The organism is Amycolatopsis oliviviridis (genome assembly GCF_014654365.1).
GTDB lineage: Bacteria > Actinomycetota > Actinomycetes > Mycobacteriales > Pseudonocardiaceae > Amycolatopsis > Amycolatopsis oliviviridis.
Genome location: NZ_BNAY01000001.1, coordinates 57,098 through 74,161 on the forward strand (window position 1 = coordinate 57,098; position 17,064 = coordinate 74,161).

Annotated in this window: 12 protein-coding genes; 9 read left to right on the plus strand and 3 right to left on the minus strand. The window is 71.0% G+C overall.

The features are described from left to right. Positions 1-119: 119 nt before the first annotated feature. The 6 genes from IE302_RS00150 (at position 120) to IE302_RS00175 (ending at position 8,544) form a co-directional block, all read left to right on the plus strand. Positions 120-2,825 carry a helix-turn-helix transcriptional regulator gene (locus IE302_RS00150; protein ID WP_191250486.1) on the plus strand — a complete coding sequence of 902 codons (2,706 nt, stop codon included), beginning with the start codon at positions 120-122 and terminating at the stop codon, positions 2,823-2,825. Between the two features lie 152 nt (positions 2,826-2,977). Then, positions 2,978-4,225 (plus strand): cytochrome P450, encoded by a 1,248-nt coding sequence (locus tag IE302_RS00155; protein WP_229907516.1) that lies wholly within the window; start codon positions 2,978-2,980, stop codon positions 4,223-4,225. Further along, positions 4,219-5,085 (plus strand): class I SAM-dependent methyltransferase, encoded by an 867-nt coding sequence (locus IE302_RS00160; protein ID WP_191250488.1) that lies wholly within the window; start codon positions 4,219-4,221, stop codon positions 5,083-5,085. The genes IE302_RS00155 and IE302_RS00160 overlap by 7 nt, the downstream gene beginning before the upstream one ends. Next, positions 5,082-5,897: a hypothetical protein gene (locus tag IE302_RS00165; RefSeq protein ID WP_191250490.1), complete on the plus strand. Its 816-nt coding sequence runs from the start codon at positions 5,082-5,084 to the stop codon at positions 5,895-5,897. The genes IE302_RS00160 and IE302_RS00165 overlap by 4 nt, the downstream gene beginning before the upstream one ends. Continuing rightward, positions 5,894-7,348, plus strand: coding sequence for a prenyltransferase/squalene oxidase repeat-containing protein (locus IE302_RS00170; protein ID WP_191250492.1), 1,455 nt, complete (start codon positions 5,894-5,896; stop codon positions 7,346-7,348). Before IE302_RS00165 ends, IE302_RS00170 begins: the two co-directional genes overlap by 4 nt. Then, complete coding sequence (locus IE302_RS00175) at positions 7,345-8,544, plus strand: cytochrome P450 (protein ID WP_191250494.1); 1,200 nt, start codon at positions 7,345-7,347, stop codon at positions 8,542-8,544. The genes IE302_RS00170 and IE302_RS00175 overlap by 4 nt, the downstream gene beginning before the upstream one ends. 10 nt (positions 8,545-8,554) lie before the next feature. Here IE302_RS00175 and IE302_RS00180 read toward each other — a convergent pair whose 3' ends face one another. From IE302_RS00180 to IE302_RS00190, 3 genes are read right to left on the minus strand one after another with little or no spacing between them, the layout of a single operon-like run. Further along, positions 8,555-9,733, minus strand: coding sequence for a cytochrome P450 (locus tag IE302_RS00180; RefSeq protein WP_191250496.1), 1,179 nt, complete (start codon positions 9,731-9,733; stop codon positions 8,555-8,557). Continuing rightward, a complete protein-coding gene (locus IE302_RS00185) occupies positions 9,730-11,367 on the minus strand; it encodes a DHA2 family efflux MFS transporter permease subunit (RefSeq protein WP_191250498.1) in 1,638 nt (545 codons plus the stop codon). The genes IE302_RS00180 and IE302_RS00185 overlap by 4 nt, the downstream gene beginning before the upstream one ends. Then, positions 11,364-11,957, minus strand: coding sequence for a PadR family transcriptional regulator (locus IE302_RS00190; RefSeq protein WP_191250499.1), 594 nt, complete (start codon positions 11,955-11,957; stop codon positions 11,364-11,366). The genes IE302_RS00185 and IE302_RS00190 overlap by 4 nt, the downstream gene beginning before the upstream one ends. A 219-nt stretch (positions 11,958-12,176) precedes the next feature. On the opposite strand from IE302_RS00190, the gene IE302_RS00195 reads away from it, so the two are divergent. Genes IE302_RS00195 through IE302_RS00205 form a run of 3 tightly spaced genes read left to right on the plus strand, consistent with a single transcriptional unit; the run spans position 12,177 to position 16,893 of the window. Then, positions 12,177-13,439: a cytochrome P450 family protein gene (locus IE302_RS00195; RefSeq protein ID WP_229907517.1), complete on the plus strand. Its 1,263-nt coding sequence runs from the start codon at positions 12,177-12,179 to the stop codon at positions 13,437-13,439. After that, a complete protein-coding gene (locus IE302_RS00200; protein ID WP_191250501.1) occupies positions 13,436-13,801 on the plus strand; it encodes a VOC family protein in 366 nt (121 codons plus the stop codon). Before IE302_RS00195 ends, IE302_RS00200 begins: the two co-directional genes overlap by 4 nt. A gap of 32 nt (positions 13,802-13,833) precedes the next feature. Then, positions 13,834-16,893 (plus strand): non-ribosomal peptide synthetase, encoded by a 3,060-nt coding sequence (locus tag IE302_RS00205; RefSeq protein ID WP_191250503.1) that lies wholly within the window; start codon positions 13,834-13,836, stop codon positions 16,891-16,893. Positions 16,894-17,064: the final 171 nt, after the last annotated feature.

Here is a 17,064-nt window from a genome sequence, read left to right on the forward strand (position 1 = left end):
TTACTGGGGTTGTGCCTGTGGTATCCGGTCGGCATTTATGTCGGCCTGGTTCCGCTGTGCAAAAAAAAGTGCCGTGGGGGTCCTTTGTGATTGCGCTGGTCGAACGTAGTCGGCAATTGATGGCCTTGGAAGGGGTGGTGAATGCCGCCATCGGCGGTGTCGTGACGGTGCGCGGTTTCGTCGGCAGTGGGAAGACCGTGCTGCTGAACGAATTCGCCCGGCTGGCCACCGGCCGCGGAGTCCGCTGTGTCACCGTCACGGCCACCCCGAGCGGGACCGGTCACTGGGACCTGCTGGCCGAGGTCGTCGCCGCGACGGGGCTCCGGGAGGCGGACCCGGCGTCGGCACTGGCCGAGCTGGTCGAACAGGGTCCGCTGGCCGTGCTCGTGGACGATCTGCACCGGGTGGGAGCCGCGCCCGCGGGACTGCCCGCCGCAGCGGCGCGGCTGAGCGCCGCCGGTGTGCTGGTCGTGCTGGCCGGCGATGTCGAAGTCACTCCGTCCTGGGCCGCGACGTACGCGGAACTGTTGCGGCTACCCGGTTTCCGCTCGATCCGGCTGCCCGCGCTGACCCCGTCCGGGGTGGTGGAAGTGCTGTCCGGACACCTGGACGGCCCCGGCGATCCGGAGCTCGTCACCGAGGTGTACGCCATGACCGCCGGCAACCCGCTGCTGGTGCGCGCCCTCGTGGAGGACCTGCTCGCGGTCGAACCGGAGGAGCGGCTGCCGGTCGCGCCGGGACACGCCTTCCGGGAGGTCGTCTCGGTCTGCCTCAGTCGGATCGCGCCGCAGGCGGCCGAGCTCGCGGAGTGCGTCGCCGTACTCGGCGACGGGATGGATCCGGCCGTGCTCGCCACCGTCCTCGGCGTCGACGAGGCGCAGTTGCCCGCACTCGTGCGCACCCTGGCCGGCATCGGCCTGTTCGCTGAAGGGGGGTCCGCGTTCCGGTCGCCGGGGCTGGCCGCCGCCGTGCACTCCGTGATCAGCGCCACTCGCGCCACCGACCTGCGGGTCCGTACGGCCTCCGCGCTGCACTCGCGAGGTGCGGACGCCGGCGAGGTCGCCGCGCTCCTGCTGGAAGCGGGGTGCGCGCCGGACGAATGGGGAGTCACCGCGTTGTTCGACGCGGCGGGACGCTGCCTGGACACGGGAGACGTCGATCTGGCGCGCCGGTACCTGCGCCTGGCGGCCCACCCCCGCCCCGGCCGTGAGCACCTGGGTGTCGATCCGCGCGCGATCTCGCTCGGCTGGCTGCTCGACCCGGTGACCGTGCCGCGCTGGCTCGGCCGCGCCGTCGACGCCGTCGAGAGCGGCGGATTCACCGCCAGCGAAGCGATCGTGCTGGCCGGCCAGCTCCTCTGGCACGGCTGGTACGACGAGGCGGTCCCGATCCTGGGATGGCTGGCCGTGAACGAGGACACCTTCGCCCCGGACGATGCCGCCGATGTGCAGACCCTCTCGCTGCACATCGCGATCACCCACCCGGGGATGGCCGGGCACCTCGCTGCCGTCGATCCCGAGCAGGCCCGCAACGACGTGGTGACCAGGGCCAGCGACGCGTTGCTGCATTCGATGCACGTCCTGCGGGCCGTGATCGTCAACGGCCCGAACGAGGACCTGGTGCGCGAGGCGCTGCGGTTGCTGGAAGTCTGCGCGCTGCGCCGGATGCCGCTGGAACCCTGCCTGTTCGCGCTGCTGTCCCTGGTCTACGCCGACGAGCTGGGCAGCGCCGCGCACTGGTGCGACCGGCTGCTCGAAGAGGCGGAGAAGCGCGGAATCCTTTCCCTGGAGGCGACTTTGCTCGGCTCCCGGGCGCATATCGCGCTGACGGCGGGTGACCTGCCGGCGGCCGAGACGCACGCCCGGCGGGCGCTCGACGTCCTGCCCGCCGAGGGTTGGGGGACCGCCATCGGCGGCCCGCTGAGCGTGCTCGTCGCCGCGCTGGTGGGGATGGGCCGGTTCGAAGACGCGGCCGCCGAACTGGGCAGGCCGGTGCCCGCCGCCATGTTCCGCACCGTATGGGGTCTGCGATACCTGCGCTCGCGCGGCTACTACTACCTCCACACCGGGGGTTTCCGCGCCGCGCTCGGCGACTTCAGGTCGATCGGCTCGCTGATGGCCGAATGGGACCTGGACTGCCCGGTCCTGCTGCCCTGGCGGTCCGACGCCGCGGAAGTCCACTTGCAACTCGGCGAGGGCCGGGAAGTGGTGCGGCTGCTGGACGAGCAGGCGAGCCTGCCGGGCGGTGACAGCGGCAAGCTGCGCGGGGTCGAAGCCCGCATCCGCGCGAGCAACACCGACCGGGGGGACCGGAGCCGCGCCCGGACCGCCGCGGTGGCGGTGGAACACCTGGAGGCGGCGCAGGACCGGCTGGAACTGGCCAAGGCGCTGGCCGTGCTGGGCGACGCCCACCGCGCGTCCGGGGACGGCCGCCGGGCGAGGATGGTGACCCGCCGGGCACTGCACCTGGCCACGTTGTGCCGGGCGGAACCGCTGGTTTCCGGGCTCACCGGGCAGCAACGGCCCTCCCGCGGCGGCGGCACGAGCGCCGAGCAAGGGCTCGAATCGCTCAGCGACGCCGAACGGCTGGTGGCGGAGCTCGCCTCCTGGGGCAACACCAACCGGGAGATCGCCCGCAGCCTGCACGTCACGGTCAGCACGGTCGAGCAGCACCTCACCCGGGTCTACCGCAAGCTCAACGTGAGCCGGAGTGATCTGCCCGCCGACCTCGGCCTGCCGACACAGGCGGGCCCGGCCACCCGGCGTGATCTGCAGAGCCGGGTGGAGGACTATGCCCGTTCCGCCGCGTCACCACAGGACCGATAGGAGTGGTTTAGGGGTCGCGTAGGGGCCGCCGGAATGGTGACTGCGACGCGGTGACGGCTACATAATCATTCCCGGGAACGACCGGACCGCGGCCGTTTCCTGCGAATGAAAATCTGCCACCCTTCGTTTCCCGGAATTGGGGGCCTTGCCTCGTGAGCACGACCGATGACGTCGATCCGGCGGAATTCCCCGCTTATCCGATGGCCCGGGGTTGTCCGTTGCACCCGCCAGCGGAATACGCGGACCTGAGCACGCGGCGGCCGGTCAGCAGAGCGGTTCTCCCCTCGGGAAAACCGGTGTGGCTGGTCGCCAGCCACGAGCTGGTCAAGGAGATCCTGACCGATCCCCGGGTCAGTGCCAACCGTTTCCACGCCGGATTCCCGCATCAGTTCCGCCGGGTGCAGACAGCGGCGCAGCATTCCGAGCAGTTCAAGAAGAGTTCGGCCGTCATCGGACGGGCGTTCGGAGTGGACGGCGCCGAACACGCCGAACGCAAAAAGCTGGTCGTACCGGAATTCACCGTGCGCAAGGTGCAGGCGTTCCGGCCGCGGATCCAGGAGATCGTGGACGAGGTACTGGACGAGATGCTGGCGGCGGGCAGCCCGGCCGAGCTGATGTCGGCGCTCGCGCTGCCGGTGCCGTCGCGGGTGATCTGCGAACTGCTCGACGTCCCCCAGGAGGACCGGCAGTACTTCCTCGACCGGACGACCACCATGGTGGACCAGTCCTCCACGGTCGAGCAGCGCCAGCAGGCCAACCTCGACGTGCTCGCCAAGCTCGACGGGCTGATCAGGGCCAAGGAGGAAGACCCGGCCGACGACCTGCTCGGCCGCATCGTGCGGCGCAACGTCGAGCTGGGCGTGCTCAGCCATGACGAGATCGTCGGTGTGGCGGCGTTCCTGCTCATTTCCGGGTTCGAGACCACCGCCAACATGATCTCGATGGGCACACTCGGGCTGCTGGAGAACCCCGACCAGCTCGGGCTGCTGATCGAGGACCCCGGCCTGGCCGGGAACGCGGTCGACGAACTGCTGCGCTACTTCAGCGTCTCCGACCCGGCCGGTTCCCGGGTCGCCGTCGAGGACATCGAACTCGGCGGCGAGACGATCCCCGCCGGCGAAGGCGTGATCGCGCTGGCCGGGGCCGCCAACTGGGACCCGGAGGTGTTCGAGGAGCCGGAACGCCTGGACATCCGGCGCAAGGCCCGCGGTCATCTGGCCTTCGGGCACGGCGCCCACCAGTGCATCGGGCTGCACCTGGCCAGGCTGGAGCTGGAAGTCGTGTTCGGCACGCTGTTCCGGCGGCTGCCCGGCCTGCGGGTGACCACGCCGGTCGACGACCTGCGCTACAAGGTCGGCGCGAACATCTACGGCGTGCACGAGGTGCCGGTCGCATGGTGAAGTCCACGGAACGCACCATCGTTTTCGACGAGCTGGCCGGGCAGTACGACAACACCGGCGTCGAGTTCTTCGGCCCGATCGCGCACAAACTGCTCGAACTGCTCGGCCCGCGGCCGGGGGAGCACGTGCTCGACGTGGGGTGCGGCCGGGGCGCCGTGCTGTTCCCCGCCGCGGCCGCCGTCGGCCCGGAAGGCCGGGTGCTCGGGATCGACATCGCGGCGGCGATGGTCACCGCGACCGCCGCCGACGTGGCGGCCCGCGCACTCGAACACGTCGAGGTCCGGGTGCTCGACGGCATCGCCCCCGACCTGCCCGCGGAGTCGTTCGACCTGGTCACGGCGAGTATGAGCGCCGCGCATTTCCCGGATCCGTTCGCCACGGCGGAGCACTACGCGGGGCTGCTCCGGCCGGGCGGCCGGATCGGGATCACCGGTCCGGTGCCGCCTCCCGCGCTGTCCGAATGGGACCTCGGCGCGCTGCGGGTGGACCGGATCATCGCCGCGGCCGACCCGGCCGCGCTCGCCGCCGCGCATCCCAGGGTCGCCGCGCTCTACGGCGAGTTCCCCTTCGGCAGGCCCGGCCGGATCTGCGACGCGCTGCGTGCCGCCGGATTCACCGAGGTCGCCGAACAACGCCACGACGTCGTGCTCACGGCGCCGACGGCGCAGGCGCTGATCGACTGGACCTGGTCCAACGGGTTGCGCGTGTACTGGGAACTGGTGCCTGCCGGACGGCGGGAAGAGGTCGCCGCGGAACTGGCCGCCGAGCTGACCCGGCACGCCGGCGACGGGCCGGTGACCGCGGTCTATCCCGTCTGCCACTACCTCGGGCGGCTGCCCGGGACCGGAGGAACGAAATGACCACGATGCCGGTATGGCGGAGCCTCGGGCCCGACCCCGGCGGGCCGATCGTGCTCGCGGTGGACTACGCGGCCACCGGCCGCCCGGAGGCCGCGTTCGGCGATCTCGCCGTCGGTCACCCGGTGTGGGAGACGGTGCAGCCGCCACTGGGCGCGGAAGAGGGCTTCGGGCTCGCCGACTACGTGGACGGCTGGCTCGCGCGGATCCCGGACCGCCCCGTCGAGGCCGTGCTCGGATACTGCGCGGGCGCCGCGTTCGCCGGTGAGCTGGTCGCCCGGCTGTCCGAACGCACCGGCCGGCCGGTGCCGCTGCTGCTGTTCGATCCCGAGTCGCCGACGCCGCTGACGATGTACTACCAGTACCGCAAGGTGGTGGAGAGCCTGGCCGGGATCCTCGGCGCCGAGCGGACGGCGGCCGCCGTCGCGGACGGCGACCGGGTCATGGCCGACGCCGACGGCATCGAGCAGACGGGCGCGGCCTTCGTCCGGATCTTCTGCGGTGCCGCGCGGGAGGCTTGCGTCGAGGCGGGCCTGGAGGACGAGTACGTCGAGGAGCTCACCGGCACCTACCGCTCGTTCGTCCGCTACCTCACCGCGGCCTCGCAGGCCGATCACCGCGAGCGCTGGGCGGGTGCGTACGTGTTCAGTTCGGCCACGCCCACCAGCGGCCTGAACCCGCTGGACCCCGTCGCGCGGGCGGAACTCACCGACCGGGAACTGCGCTTCGACGTCGAGCACGCCGACCTGTTGCGGGCACCGGCGGTCGCGGCCGCCGCCACCGAGGTCCTCGTGAAAGAGAAGGTGTCGCGGTGACCGGGGTCGAAGCGCTGAACGACACCGTCGAGCGGGTGGTCGCGGACCTCGTGGCCGATCCCGCCGGTGGCCTGTACCCCTCGGTGTACGAGACGGGGCGGCTGGTTTCGCTGGCGCCCTGGCTGGCCGGGCACGACCGGCGGCTCGAATTCCTGTGCTCCGCGCAACAGCCGGACGGGGCGTGGAGCGGGCCCGGCACGGTCGCGCTGGTCCCGACGCTCAGCGCGGTGGAGGCACTGCTCGCCGCGGGGCGGACCGGCGACGTCGTCGACCGGGGACTGTCCGCCGCCACCCGGCTGCTGGCCGAGGCAGAGCGGAACGGCCTGCCGGAGACGCTGATCCCGTTCCTGATCGTGCCCGCGCTGGTCGCCGACATCAACACGCGTCTCGGCCACGAACGCCTCGCCCTGCCCGAAGGCCTCGACCCGGCGGCGCTGACCGCGCTGCGCACCGACGGCTGGCGGAATCCGGTGTCGGCGTTCTATCTGGAGATCGTCGGCCCCGCCGCGGTGGGCTCGGCCGCGGTGACCCCGGTGGACGGCGTGATCGGCTGCTCGGCCGCGGCCACCGCCGCCTGGCTGGGCCCCGAAGCCCCCGCGCCGGACAGCTCCGGCGACGCGTCCGCGGACTTCCTGGTCCGCACACAGTCCATTTTGGACGGTCCGGTCGCCGGGCTGACCTCGATGACGTACTTCGAGCGCGCGTGGTCCTACCGGGTGCTGGCCGCGGCGGGCGCGGAACCGGCGGACATCGCGCCGCTGCTGGCCGGGCTGCCCGGCGACGTGGGCCGGACGGGCGCGCCCTCGGCACCGGGGGCGGCGGCCGACTCCGAATCCGCGGCGCTGCTGCTGCTCGCCGAGGCCGATCGCACCGGCACCGTGGCCGAACCGCACTGCCTGTGGGAGTACGACCGGGACACGCATTTCCTCACCACCGTGCCGGTCGGCGCGCCGTCGGTGATCAGCAATGCCCGGGTGCTGGAGGTGCTCGACCGGTACCGGCGGCAGAACCCGCCGGACGCGGACCGCTACGCCGATGCCGTGGAGCGCGTCGCCCGCTATCTGGCGGACAAGCAGCTACCCGACGGTGGCTGGCACGACCGCTGGCACGTTTCGCCTTACTACGCAACGCTTTCCTGCGGAGCGGCGCTGTCCGCCGCCGGTATCGGTGAACCGCTGGACCGGGCCGTGGCGATGGTGCGGGCGGGGCAGCACGCGGACGGGTCGTGGGGGCTGCGCGGCGGTACGGCCGAGGAGACCGCGTACGCCGTGCTGCTGCTGGCCGCGGCGCCCGGGGACCACCAGGACGCGATCGCGGGCGGCGTCGCCCATCTCGAACGGGCCGGAACGACGGACGCGCATCCGGCGCTGTGGGTCGGCAAGGACCTGTACGCGCCGGTGAACCTGATCCGGGCCGCGATCCTGGCGGCGATGAAGGCGGGCGGCCGGTGACCGGGAAGAGCGGCGCCTGCCCGTATCCGTTCCAGCCGGCGGAGGGGCTCGAACCCGATCCTCGGGCCGCCGCGTTGCGCCGTGAGGCTCCGGTCAGCCCGGTCACCCTGCCCTACGGCGGCGAAGGATGGCTGGTGGTCGGGCACCACGAGGTGAGGACCGTGCTGACCGACCGCCGGTTCAGCCGGGCCGCCCTGGTCGGTGCCGACGTGCCGAGGGTGACCCCGCGGGTGCTGACGAAGACGACCATCCTGACCATGGACCCGCCGGATCACACGCGACTGCGGCGGCTGGTCGCCCCCGCGTTCAGCCCCCGCGGCATCGAGGCGCTCCGTCCCCGCGCCACGGTGCTCGCGGGGGAGCTGGTGGACCGCATGCTGGCCGGGGGGCCACCCGCCGACCTGATGCGCGATCTGGCCAAACCGCTGCCGAGCGCGCTCATGTCGGACCTGCTCGGTTTGCCCGCCGCCGATCAGGAGAAGTTCTTCGGCTGGGCCGAGATCATGGTCAGCGGCGCGGGATTGGCCCCGGCCGAGATCATCGCGACCATCGGCGAGCTGGACAGCTACCTGACCGGGCTGGTCGCCGAGCGTCGCCGGGAACCGCGCGACGACCTGCTCAGCGTCCTGATCGCCGCGCGCGACGAGCAGGACCGGCTCAGCGAGCAGGAACTGGTCGGGATCAGCGTGACCCTGCTGCTGGCCGGCCTGGAGACGACGACCAACCAGATCGGCAACTTCGCCTGGCACCTGCTCAGCCGTCCCGACCGGATGACCTGGCTGCGCGAAGACCTCACCAGGCTGCCTGCCGCGGTCGAGGAGATGCTGCGGTTCACCCCGATCGCGTCCAGCGCCGGGTTCACCAGGGTGGCCACCGAGGACGTGCGGCTCGGCGGCGTCACCGTCCGCGCGGGCGACGCGGTGCTGATCGACCTGGACTCGGCCAACCGCGACGAGGCGGTCTACTCCGACACCGACGAGCTACGGCTGGACCGGGAAGGCCAGCCGCATCTGGCCTTCGGTCACGGCCCGCACTTCTGCCTCGGCGCGCAGCTGGCCCGGATGGAGCTCACGGTGGCGCTGTCCGCGCTGCTGGAGCGGGCACCCGGCCTGCGGCTGGCCGTCCCGCCCGAAGAACTGCGCTGGCACATCGATCGGGTCGTCCGCGGCCTGCGGGAGCTGCCGGTGCGGTGGTGACCAGCGTTGTTCACCACCGCACCGGCAGCGCTTTGAGCCCGTTCACCAGAGGAGACGACTTCACGGGCAGCTCGGCTGCCGGGATCGCCACCCGCAATCCCGGCAGCCGTTCGAAAAGCACGGTCAAGGCCACTTCGAGTTCTTGACGCGCCAGGTTCTGCCCGAGGCACTGGTGCACCCCGAACCCGAAAGCGACGTGCCTCCGGTGGCCGTCGCTCAGGTCGAGCCGGTCGGGATCGGGGTTCTCCCGGTGATCGCGATTGGCGACCGCGGTGGAGAAGACCAGCGCGTCCCCGGCCTCGATCCGGACGCCGCCGATCTCGATGTCCGCGGTCGCCACCCGGTTGACGACCGTGTCGGTCACGGAGGTGTGCCGCACCAGCGCTTCGACCGCCGCCTCGGGCGCGGTGCGAAGGGCGGCCAGCCGCTCCTCGTCACCGGCCAGCAGCGCGGCGCTAAGCGCGATGCTGCTCGACAGGGTCTCGTGCCCGGCCCCGAGCAGCAGCACCGTCGTGTTGACCAGCTGCGCCACCGTCATCCGGCCGGGCACGACCTGTTCGGCCAGCAGATAACTGATCAGATCCGGGCCGGGGTCTTCGGCCTTCTCCGCGGTCAGCCCGGTGAGATAGCCGATCAGCTCCGTCGCGGCCCGCACCACCTCACCCTGGTCGTCGGCGGTGATCATCGTGCGGGTGCGGAGCTGGAAGAACTCGTGGTCCGCGTAGGGCACCCCGAGCAGCTCGCAGATCACCATCGACGGCAACGGCAGGCAGTAGGCGGACACCAGGTCGGCGGACCGGCCCTCGTCCGTCATCCGGTCGACGAGTGACTCCGCCAGCCGCCGCAACGCCGGGCGCATCTCCCGCACCCGCCGGACGGTGAACCAGGAGGTCACCATCCGGCGGAAACGGTGGTGCTCCGGGTCGTCCATCCCGGCCAGCGTCCGCAGCGGCGTGCCCTCGGCGGGGGAGGGGAGCAGCGCGGGGAAACCCGGCCTGGTCCGGTCCGCCGAGATCCGCCGATCCGCCAGCAGGTCACGGGTTTCGGCGAAACCCGTGACCAGCCAGGCGGTTTCACCCTGGGGGAGGGTGACTCGCGAGACGGGCCGTCGAGCGTGCAGCTCGCGATAGGCCGTCGGCGGACTGTAGGGACAGGTCCTCGGCTGGGGCAGCCGGAGCGGCTCTGTCATGCCTCGGACGCCACGGGCCGCTCCTCGGCCACCGGCGCGGCCGGTGCCGGTGGCCGCCTCCGCTTGGCCAGCAGCCCGCAGGCCGCGCCGAGCAGCACGGCGGTGATCGGCAGGACCATCGCGCCGTGCATGGCCGCGACATAGCCGCCGGCGAACACCTCGTTCGCCGCCGCCGTGATCTGCTGGGCGACGGCCGGGGCGGTGCCGCTCGGGACCGGTACCGCGGTGCCCGCCTGCAGCTCGGCGAAGTCGAGGCCGCTGCCGGTGGCGCGCCGCACGCCCTCGACGAAGTCGCCGCGGACCTCGGGGGGCAGTGACGCGGCGGCCGACTCGGCGCGCGTCATCAGGGCGCCGACCAGCTGGTTCTGCAGCAGCACACCGAAACCGGCGGTACCCAGCACCGCGCCGATCTGCCTCGTCGCGTTCAGCACGCCTGCCGCCGAACCCGCCATCATCGGCTGCACGTCGTACATGGCCACCGTGGTCAGCGGTGCGAAGGTGGCGCCGAGTCCCAGTCCCATCACCACCATCGCGGGCAGCAGTGTCCACACCGTACTGTCCACAGTGGACGTCAGGGTGAAGAGCAGCAGGCCGAGACCGAACAACAGCAGGCCGGTGACGACGATCGGCTTGCCGCCGACCTTGTCGCTGAGCCGCCCGGCGTACGGGCCGAGCACCACCGAGATCGCCGACATCGGCAGGCTGATCATTCCCGCGGCCAGCGCCGAGAAGCCCAGCACCGACTGCGCGTAGAGCTGGAAACCGATCGCCATGCTCATGATGCCGACCGACAGCCCGATGGCGCCGGCGTTCATCAGGCTGAAGTTGCGGTTGGTCAGCAGCGTGAACGGCACCATGGGGGTGCGGCCGCCGGGCCTGCGCTGGCTGAAGCCGAACGCGATCAGCAGCAGCACACCCACTACCAGCAACAGCGGGATGCTCACGAACGACCAGATCGTGCCCCAGCCGTAGCGTTGTCCTTCCTGCAGGCCGAAAGCCAGGCAGGACAGGCCGAGGATCACCAGGATCGCGCCGGGCACGTCGAAGCGGCCGGTCCGCGGCGGCTTGGCCCCCGCCGGGATGATCATCGGCGCGAACACGAGGACCAGGATCCCCAGCGGCACGTTGATGGTGAAGATCCAGCGCCAGTCGAACACGCCGACGAGGAAGCCGCCCAGCGGCGGCCCGGCGATGGTGGCGACACCGGCCACCGCGCCCCAGACGCCCAGCGCGGCTCCGCGCCGTTCCGGCGGGAAGACGCTCATGATGATCGACATCGTCTGGGGGATCAGCAGTGCGGCGCCGAGGCCCTGCACCGTGCGGGCCGCGATGAGCTGGCCGGGATCCTGCGCCAGCGCGCACAGCAGGGACGCCACCGTGAACACCACGACGCCTGCCAGATAGACGCCGCGTTTCCCGAGCAGGTCACCGAGCCTGCCGCCGGTGATCAGGAATACGGCCAGCACCAGCACATAGGAGTTGCTGACCCAGAGCACCTCGTTGTAGGAGGTGCCCAGTTTTTCGACGATGTTCGGGATGGCGACACCGACGACCGTCGTGTCGAGCAGGGTCATGAAGAACCCGAGACAAAGGGCCACCAACACGGCCCAGGGATTCCCCCGCAGTTTTTTCATCCGTCCGTTTTCCCCTCGTTCGACTGTTCGCCGGATCGCCACTCCAGGCGTCCCTCGTGGATGTCCTCGACGATCGCGCGCGTCAGGTCCAGGTCCGCGCGCAGATGTGCCTGCAGGTGCCGGATCTCGACGATGTCGATCGCCGCCACCCCTCGTTTGACCAGCGCGTCGCTCCCGGTCGTCGCCGACGCGAGCGCGGCCTCCAGCAGAACCGCCCGCTGCTCCAGCTGTGCGACCGCGTCCTGCTTGGGGAGCAGGGACATGAAGGCCAGCGCGGCGCAGTACGTCGGGTACTCCGGCTGGAGCGTGGAAAGCAGTTCCCGCAGCCGTTCGAGGGCGACTTCGAGCCCCTCGTCGGTGATCGCGTAGACCGTCCGCTCCGGGCGCTTTCCCTCCCGGGTGGTCTCGACCATTTCGATCAAGGCGGCCTTGGTGAGTACGTCGAACGTGTGGTAGAGCGCGCCGTGGGTGACTTTGATCAAGTGATCCAGCCCTTGTTCTCGCAGACGCTGCCGGACTTCGTACGGGTGCTGGGGCTGCTGGCTGAGCAGTCGCAGCACGGCCAGTCCGAGGATGGTGAGGGTTCGCATAGGCACTTCTCCGATCAAGTCCAATCAGTATAGTCCAAAAAGACTATTTGGCCTCGACGGGGCCGGTGCCGGGGCGCAGCCGGTCGCGGTAAGGGCACGTTAGGGGTGCCTCCCTGCCGTCGGCCGCTGTTAGCGTCGAGCCGTTCTCTGGGGCTCTGAGCTGTGCAAACGCGCTGGGGACGGACACGCATACGCGGCTGAGGAAGGTGGTTCCCGACTGTGTCGGCACTCGATGGGCGTCCCCCCGAAGAGGCCCTGCGCCTGGACGACTCGCTGTCCCAGCGGCCGCACGAGCTATACCGGAGCCTGCACGCGTCGGGTGCCGGGGTGCAGCGCGTGATCATGCCGCCCGGGGCGGGACCCTGGAGCGGGCTGCCGGTATGGCTGGTCACCGGCTACCGCGAGGCACGCGCCGCGCTCGCCGACTCCCGGCTGAGCAACGATCTGCAGCGCACCGCCCGTTTCTTCGGCGGCGGGGGCGGGGCGGGAACCAGCCGGGGAGCGTTCTCCGTCGCGTTGTCCCGCAACCTGCTGCACGCCGATCCGCCCGACCACACCCGGCTGCGCAAACTGGTCAACAAGGCGTTCACCTCGCGCGCGGTGCAGCGGCTGGAACCCCGGATCGAACAGATCACTACGGACCTGCTCGACCGGCTGGACGGCGTCGAAGAGACCGACCTGCTGGTCTCCTACGCCTCGCCGCTGCCGATCATCGTCATCTGCGAGCTGCTGGGCATCCCGGCCACCGACGAGGACGCCATCAGGGCCTGGACGAAGAACCTCGTCTCCGGTGCGTCACCGGCCGAGATGGCCACCGCCTCGGAGGAGATCGGCGCCTACCTGACCGACCTGGTCGCCAGGAAGCGCGCGAACCCCGGTGACGACCTGCTCTCCGAGCTTATCCGGGCCAACGAGAACGGTGACCAGCTCGCCGACGCGGAACTGGTGCCGATCACCTTCGTCCTGCTCATCGCGGGGCACGAGACGACGATCAACCTGATCGGCAACGGCGTGTACGCCCTGCTGCGTGATCGTCCCCAGCTGGAGCTCCTCCGCGCCGACAGCTCCCTGCTCCCGCGGGCCGTCGACGAGCTGCTGCGCCACGAGAGTCCCAGCAGCCACGGCACCTTCCGGACGACCACGGCGGAACTCCCGCTGGGCGACGTGGTGATCCCGGCGGACGAGCTGGTCCTCGTCTCGCTGATCGCCGCCAACCGCGACCCCGCCCAGTTCGACCGGCCCCACGAACTCGACTGGTCCCGGTCGCAGACCTCCAATCTCGCCTTCGGGCACGGCATCCACCATTGCGTCGGGGCGCCGCTGGCCAGGATGGAGGGGCGCATCGCGCTCGGCAGGTTGCTGGAGCGCTTCCCCGACATCTCCCTGGCGGTCGACGAGGACGAACTCGCCTGGACCAGGAGCACCCTCATCCACGGACTCCGGTCGTTGCCGGTCCGGTTGACCGGAAAGGTCGAACAGTGATCACCAAGGCGGCCTCCATCGGAATCCCGGTCACCGATCAGGACGTGGCCGTCGACTTCTTCGTCGGCGTCCTCGGCTTCGAGAAGCGGGTGGACATCCCGGTCGAGCGGGGCAGGTGGATCGAGGTCGCGCCGCCGGGCGCGGAAACCGTGCTGACGCCCTACACCTGGCTGGACCACCATGACGACAAGGCGGGGGTCTTCACGCGCGTCGTCCTGGAATGCCAGGACCTGCCGGCCTTGCACGAAGAACTGGTGGCCAAGGGCGTCGAGTTCGAACTGGAGCCGACCGAGTCGGCGGGCGGCCGGTTCGCGCATTTCAAGGATCCGTTCGGCAACCTGTTCGTGCTGGCCGAGCTCTGAGCGTCCCACCCACCACCGTGAAGGAACCCGTGATGCGATCGGCCACCCGCAAGGAAGAGGCTCTCTGGCTGCTCGAGCGGCTGGTGCCGGGCAGCGGGGTCAACAACCTGCACCTGGCCTTCCGGGTGTCCGGCGAACCGGACCTCGCGCTGCTCGACCGGACGCTGTCGGTGCTGGTGCGCAGGCATCCGGCGCTGCGCACCGTCTTCCGCGCGGGCGAGACCGGTCTGTCGAAGGAGGTCCGCGAGGACCTGCCGGTCGCCTTCGAAGACCGGGAGTGCCCCGCGGACGAGGCGGACGCGCGGCTCGCGGCCTTCGTCGCCGAGCCCTTCGAGCTCGACGGCGGTGCCCTGCTGCGGGCGCTGCGGCTGCGATCCCCGGGCCAGGACGTGTGCTGCGTCGTCGTGCATCACCTGAACTTCGACACGGTGTCCGCCGGGGTGCTGCACGAGGAATTCGTCGCGGTGTACAACGCTTTCGCCGCCGGCGACGTCGTTCCGGCGGAACTCGAGGGCATCGCGGTGACCCTCGACGAGGTGGAGCCGAAGCCCGAGAGCCTGGCCTTCTGGCGCGATCAGTTGCGCGACGTCCGGCCCGATGAGCTCGAACTTTCCTGTGGCAAACCGGACGTGGCAGAACCGAATCTGGCGGGATCGCAGGTGACGTGGTCGTTCTCCGCGGAGACCGTCCAGGTGGTGAAGGAGCTTCAGAAAGCCTTGCGGGCGCCGGAAGCCGTGGTGCTGCTGGCCGCGTACTACCTGCTGCTGAACGCGCACGGCGCCGGTCCCGATCTCGTCGTGGGCTCGCCGATGAACGTCCGAGGACGGGAGACGGCCAGAGCGGTCGGCTACCACGTCAACGTGACGCCGCTGCGGTTGCGGGTCGATCCGGCGGAGGACTTCCGCGGGCTGGTCCGGCGGGTCAGGGACGTGTTCTTCGGCGCGCTCACGCATCTGGACGTCCCGGTGGACAACCTGCTCGCCGAGATCCCGCGGACGGGCTCGTCGTGGCGGCACACCGTGTTCCGGCACGTGTTCAACTACATCCCCGAGACCGGCACGCCGTCGTTCCGGCTGGGCGGCCTCCCCGCGGAGCCGCTCGCAGCCGAGCCGGGCTTCAGCAAGTTCGACCTGGAGTTCTTCCTGCTGCCGACCGCCGACGGCATCCGGGTGCGTGCCGCGTACTACACGGAGGTGCTCCGCGAGGCGGACGTGCAGGCGTTCGTGCGGCGCTACGAAGCGCTGTTGTTGTCGCTGGCGGAGGATCTCGATCGCCCGGTCGGTGACGTCCGGGTGTTCAGCGCCGAAGACGAGGCGGTGATCGGGAAGGCGAACCGTACCGGCAAACCGGTCGCGTGGCCTTCGGTGCCGTCGGCCATCGCCGCGGTCGTCGAGGCGCGGCCGGAGGCGATCGCGGTCGAGGACGGCGACCGCGAGGTGACCTACCGGCAGCTGTGGGACACCGCGGCCGCGACCTGTGAGCGGCTGCTCGACGCCGGCGTCGAGCCGGGCGAGGTCGTCGCGCTGATCGCGCCGCGGAGCGCGGAACTGGCGGCGGCCGCGCTCGGCGTCTGGCTGGCAGGCGCCACGTACCTGCCGCTCGACCCGGACCACCCGGACCAGCGCATCGCTTACCAGCTCGCGGATTCCGGCGCCAAGGTCGCGCTCGCGGAGGCGGCGCTCCCGGCGGAAGCGGGCTGCCGCGCACTCACGCCGACCCCGATCGGCTCGGTCCCTTCCCGTGCCACGCCCACACTTCCCGGCACCGGAGCGCCGGCCTACCTCATCTACACGTCCGGCTCCACCGGGCGTCCTAAAGGGACGGTCGTCGGCCATCCGGCGCTGGTCAATCTGATCAGCCATTTCGCCGACGAACTGGGCCACCACGGCCAGGCCGGAACGCTGTGGCTGACCACGTTCTCCTTCGACATCTCGGCACTGGAGCTGTTCCTGCCGCTGGCCACCGGCGGGCGGCTCGTCGTCGCGCCGGACGAAGCGCGTATCGACGGCGGTGTGCTGAAAGGGCTGCTCGGCCGCCACGACGTGTCGACACTGCAGGCGACCCCGACCACCTGGCGCCTGGTCGTCGACGAAGTGGCCGGTGAGCTGGCGGGCCGGACCGTGCTGTGCGGCGGTGAACCGCTGCCTTCGGCGCTGGCGCGGCAGCTGGTGGACACCGGATGCGAGCTGTGGAACGTGTACGGCCCGACGGAGACGACGATCTGGTCCGCGGCGGGACGGGTGCACGACGGCGCCACCGGCCGGATCACCGCGGGCGGCCCGATCGGCAACACGACGGTGTTCCTGGCCGACCCGGACGGCCGGGAACTGCCTGTCGGCGTGACCGGTGAGCTGTGCATCGCGGGCGCGGGGCTGGCCGTGGGCTATCACGACCGGCCGGAGCTCACCGGCGCGCGTTTCGCCACTCACGCCCGACACGGGCGCTTCTACCGGACCGGCGACCTGGCCCGCTGGCTGGAGGACGGCACCCTGGAACTGCTCGGCCGGGCCGATCGTCAGGTCAAGCTGCGGGGCAACCGGATCGAGCTGGCCGAGATCGAGTCGGTGCTGCAGGCCCACGACGAGGTCGCGGGCGCGGCGGTGGTCGTGGCCGGTGACCCGAGTGACGACGCGGTCCTGGTCGCCTACGTCGAGGCCGACGAGAAAACCGGTCTGGTGGACCGGCTCTGGGAGCACGCGGGCGCGCTGCTGCCGAAGTCCGCGATGCCGCAGGAGTTCGTCGTGATCGACCGGATCCCCCTCACCGGCAACGACAAGGTGGACTATCCCGAACTCGCGCGGCGGGCGGCGGACCGGGCCGCGTCGCGCGCCACCGAGCCGGAGGAGGAGCAGGAGCTCGATCCGCTGACCGCCGACGTGGTCGCGCTGTTCCGGGAGCTGCTCGACCGCGGCGACATCCGGCCGGGCACGAACTTCTTCTCGCACGGTGGCCATTCGCTGCTGGCGGCCAAACTGGCCCAGCGGGTCAAACACCTGACCGGCGTCCGGGTCCGCCTGACCGACGTCTTCGCCCAGCCGACCCCGGCGGCACTCGCGGACTTCGTGCTGGCGAGTACGGCGGACGAGAACTGAAGTCCTGCCCCGTTTCCTCGCCGAGTAGACGACAACGCTTCCAGAGCCTTTCGGGCAATTCCCGGACACCGTTCGGGCAAGGATCCGAGGTCCCGTGCCGGCCCTCGAACGGGAGTCACTACCGTCAGCTGACGAACCTGGGCATGATCAAGTTCGTAGGGGGTTGTTCGC

Bases quoted from the DNA above. Each gene is read 5' to 3' on its own strand.
- IE302_RS00150 (WP_191250486.1), top strand. From the start codon at position 120: ATGGCCTTGGAAGGGGTGGTGAATGCCGCCATCGGCGGTGTCGTGACG.
- IE302_RS00160 (WP_191250488.1), top strand. From the start codon at position 4,219: ATGGTGAAGTCCACGGAACGCACCATCGTTTTCGACGAGCTGGCCGGG.
- IE302_RS00165 (WP_191250490.1), top strand. From the start codon at position 5,082: ATGACCACGATGCCGGTATGGCGGAGCCTCGGGCCCGACCCCGGCGGG.
- IE302_RS00180 (WP_191250496.1), bottom strand. From the start codon at position 9,733: ATGACAGAGCCGCTCCGGCTGCCCCAGCCGAGGACCTGTCCCTACAGT.
- IE302_RS00185 (WP_191250498.1), bottom strand. From the start codon at position 11,367: ATGAAAAAACTGCGGGGGAATCCCTGGGCCGTGTTGGTGGCCCTTTGT.
- IE302_RS00190 (WP_191250499.1), bottom strand. From the start codon at position 11,957: ATGCGAACCCTCACCATCCTCGGACTGGCCGTGCTGCGACTGCTCAGC.
- IE302_RS00205 (WP_191250503.1), top strand. From the start codon at position 13,834: ATGCGATCGGCCACCCGCAAGGAAGAGGCTCTCTGGCTGCTCGAGCGG.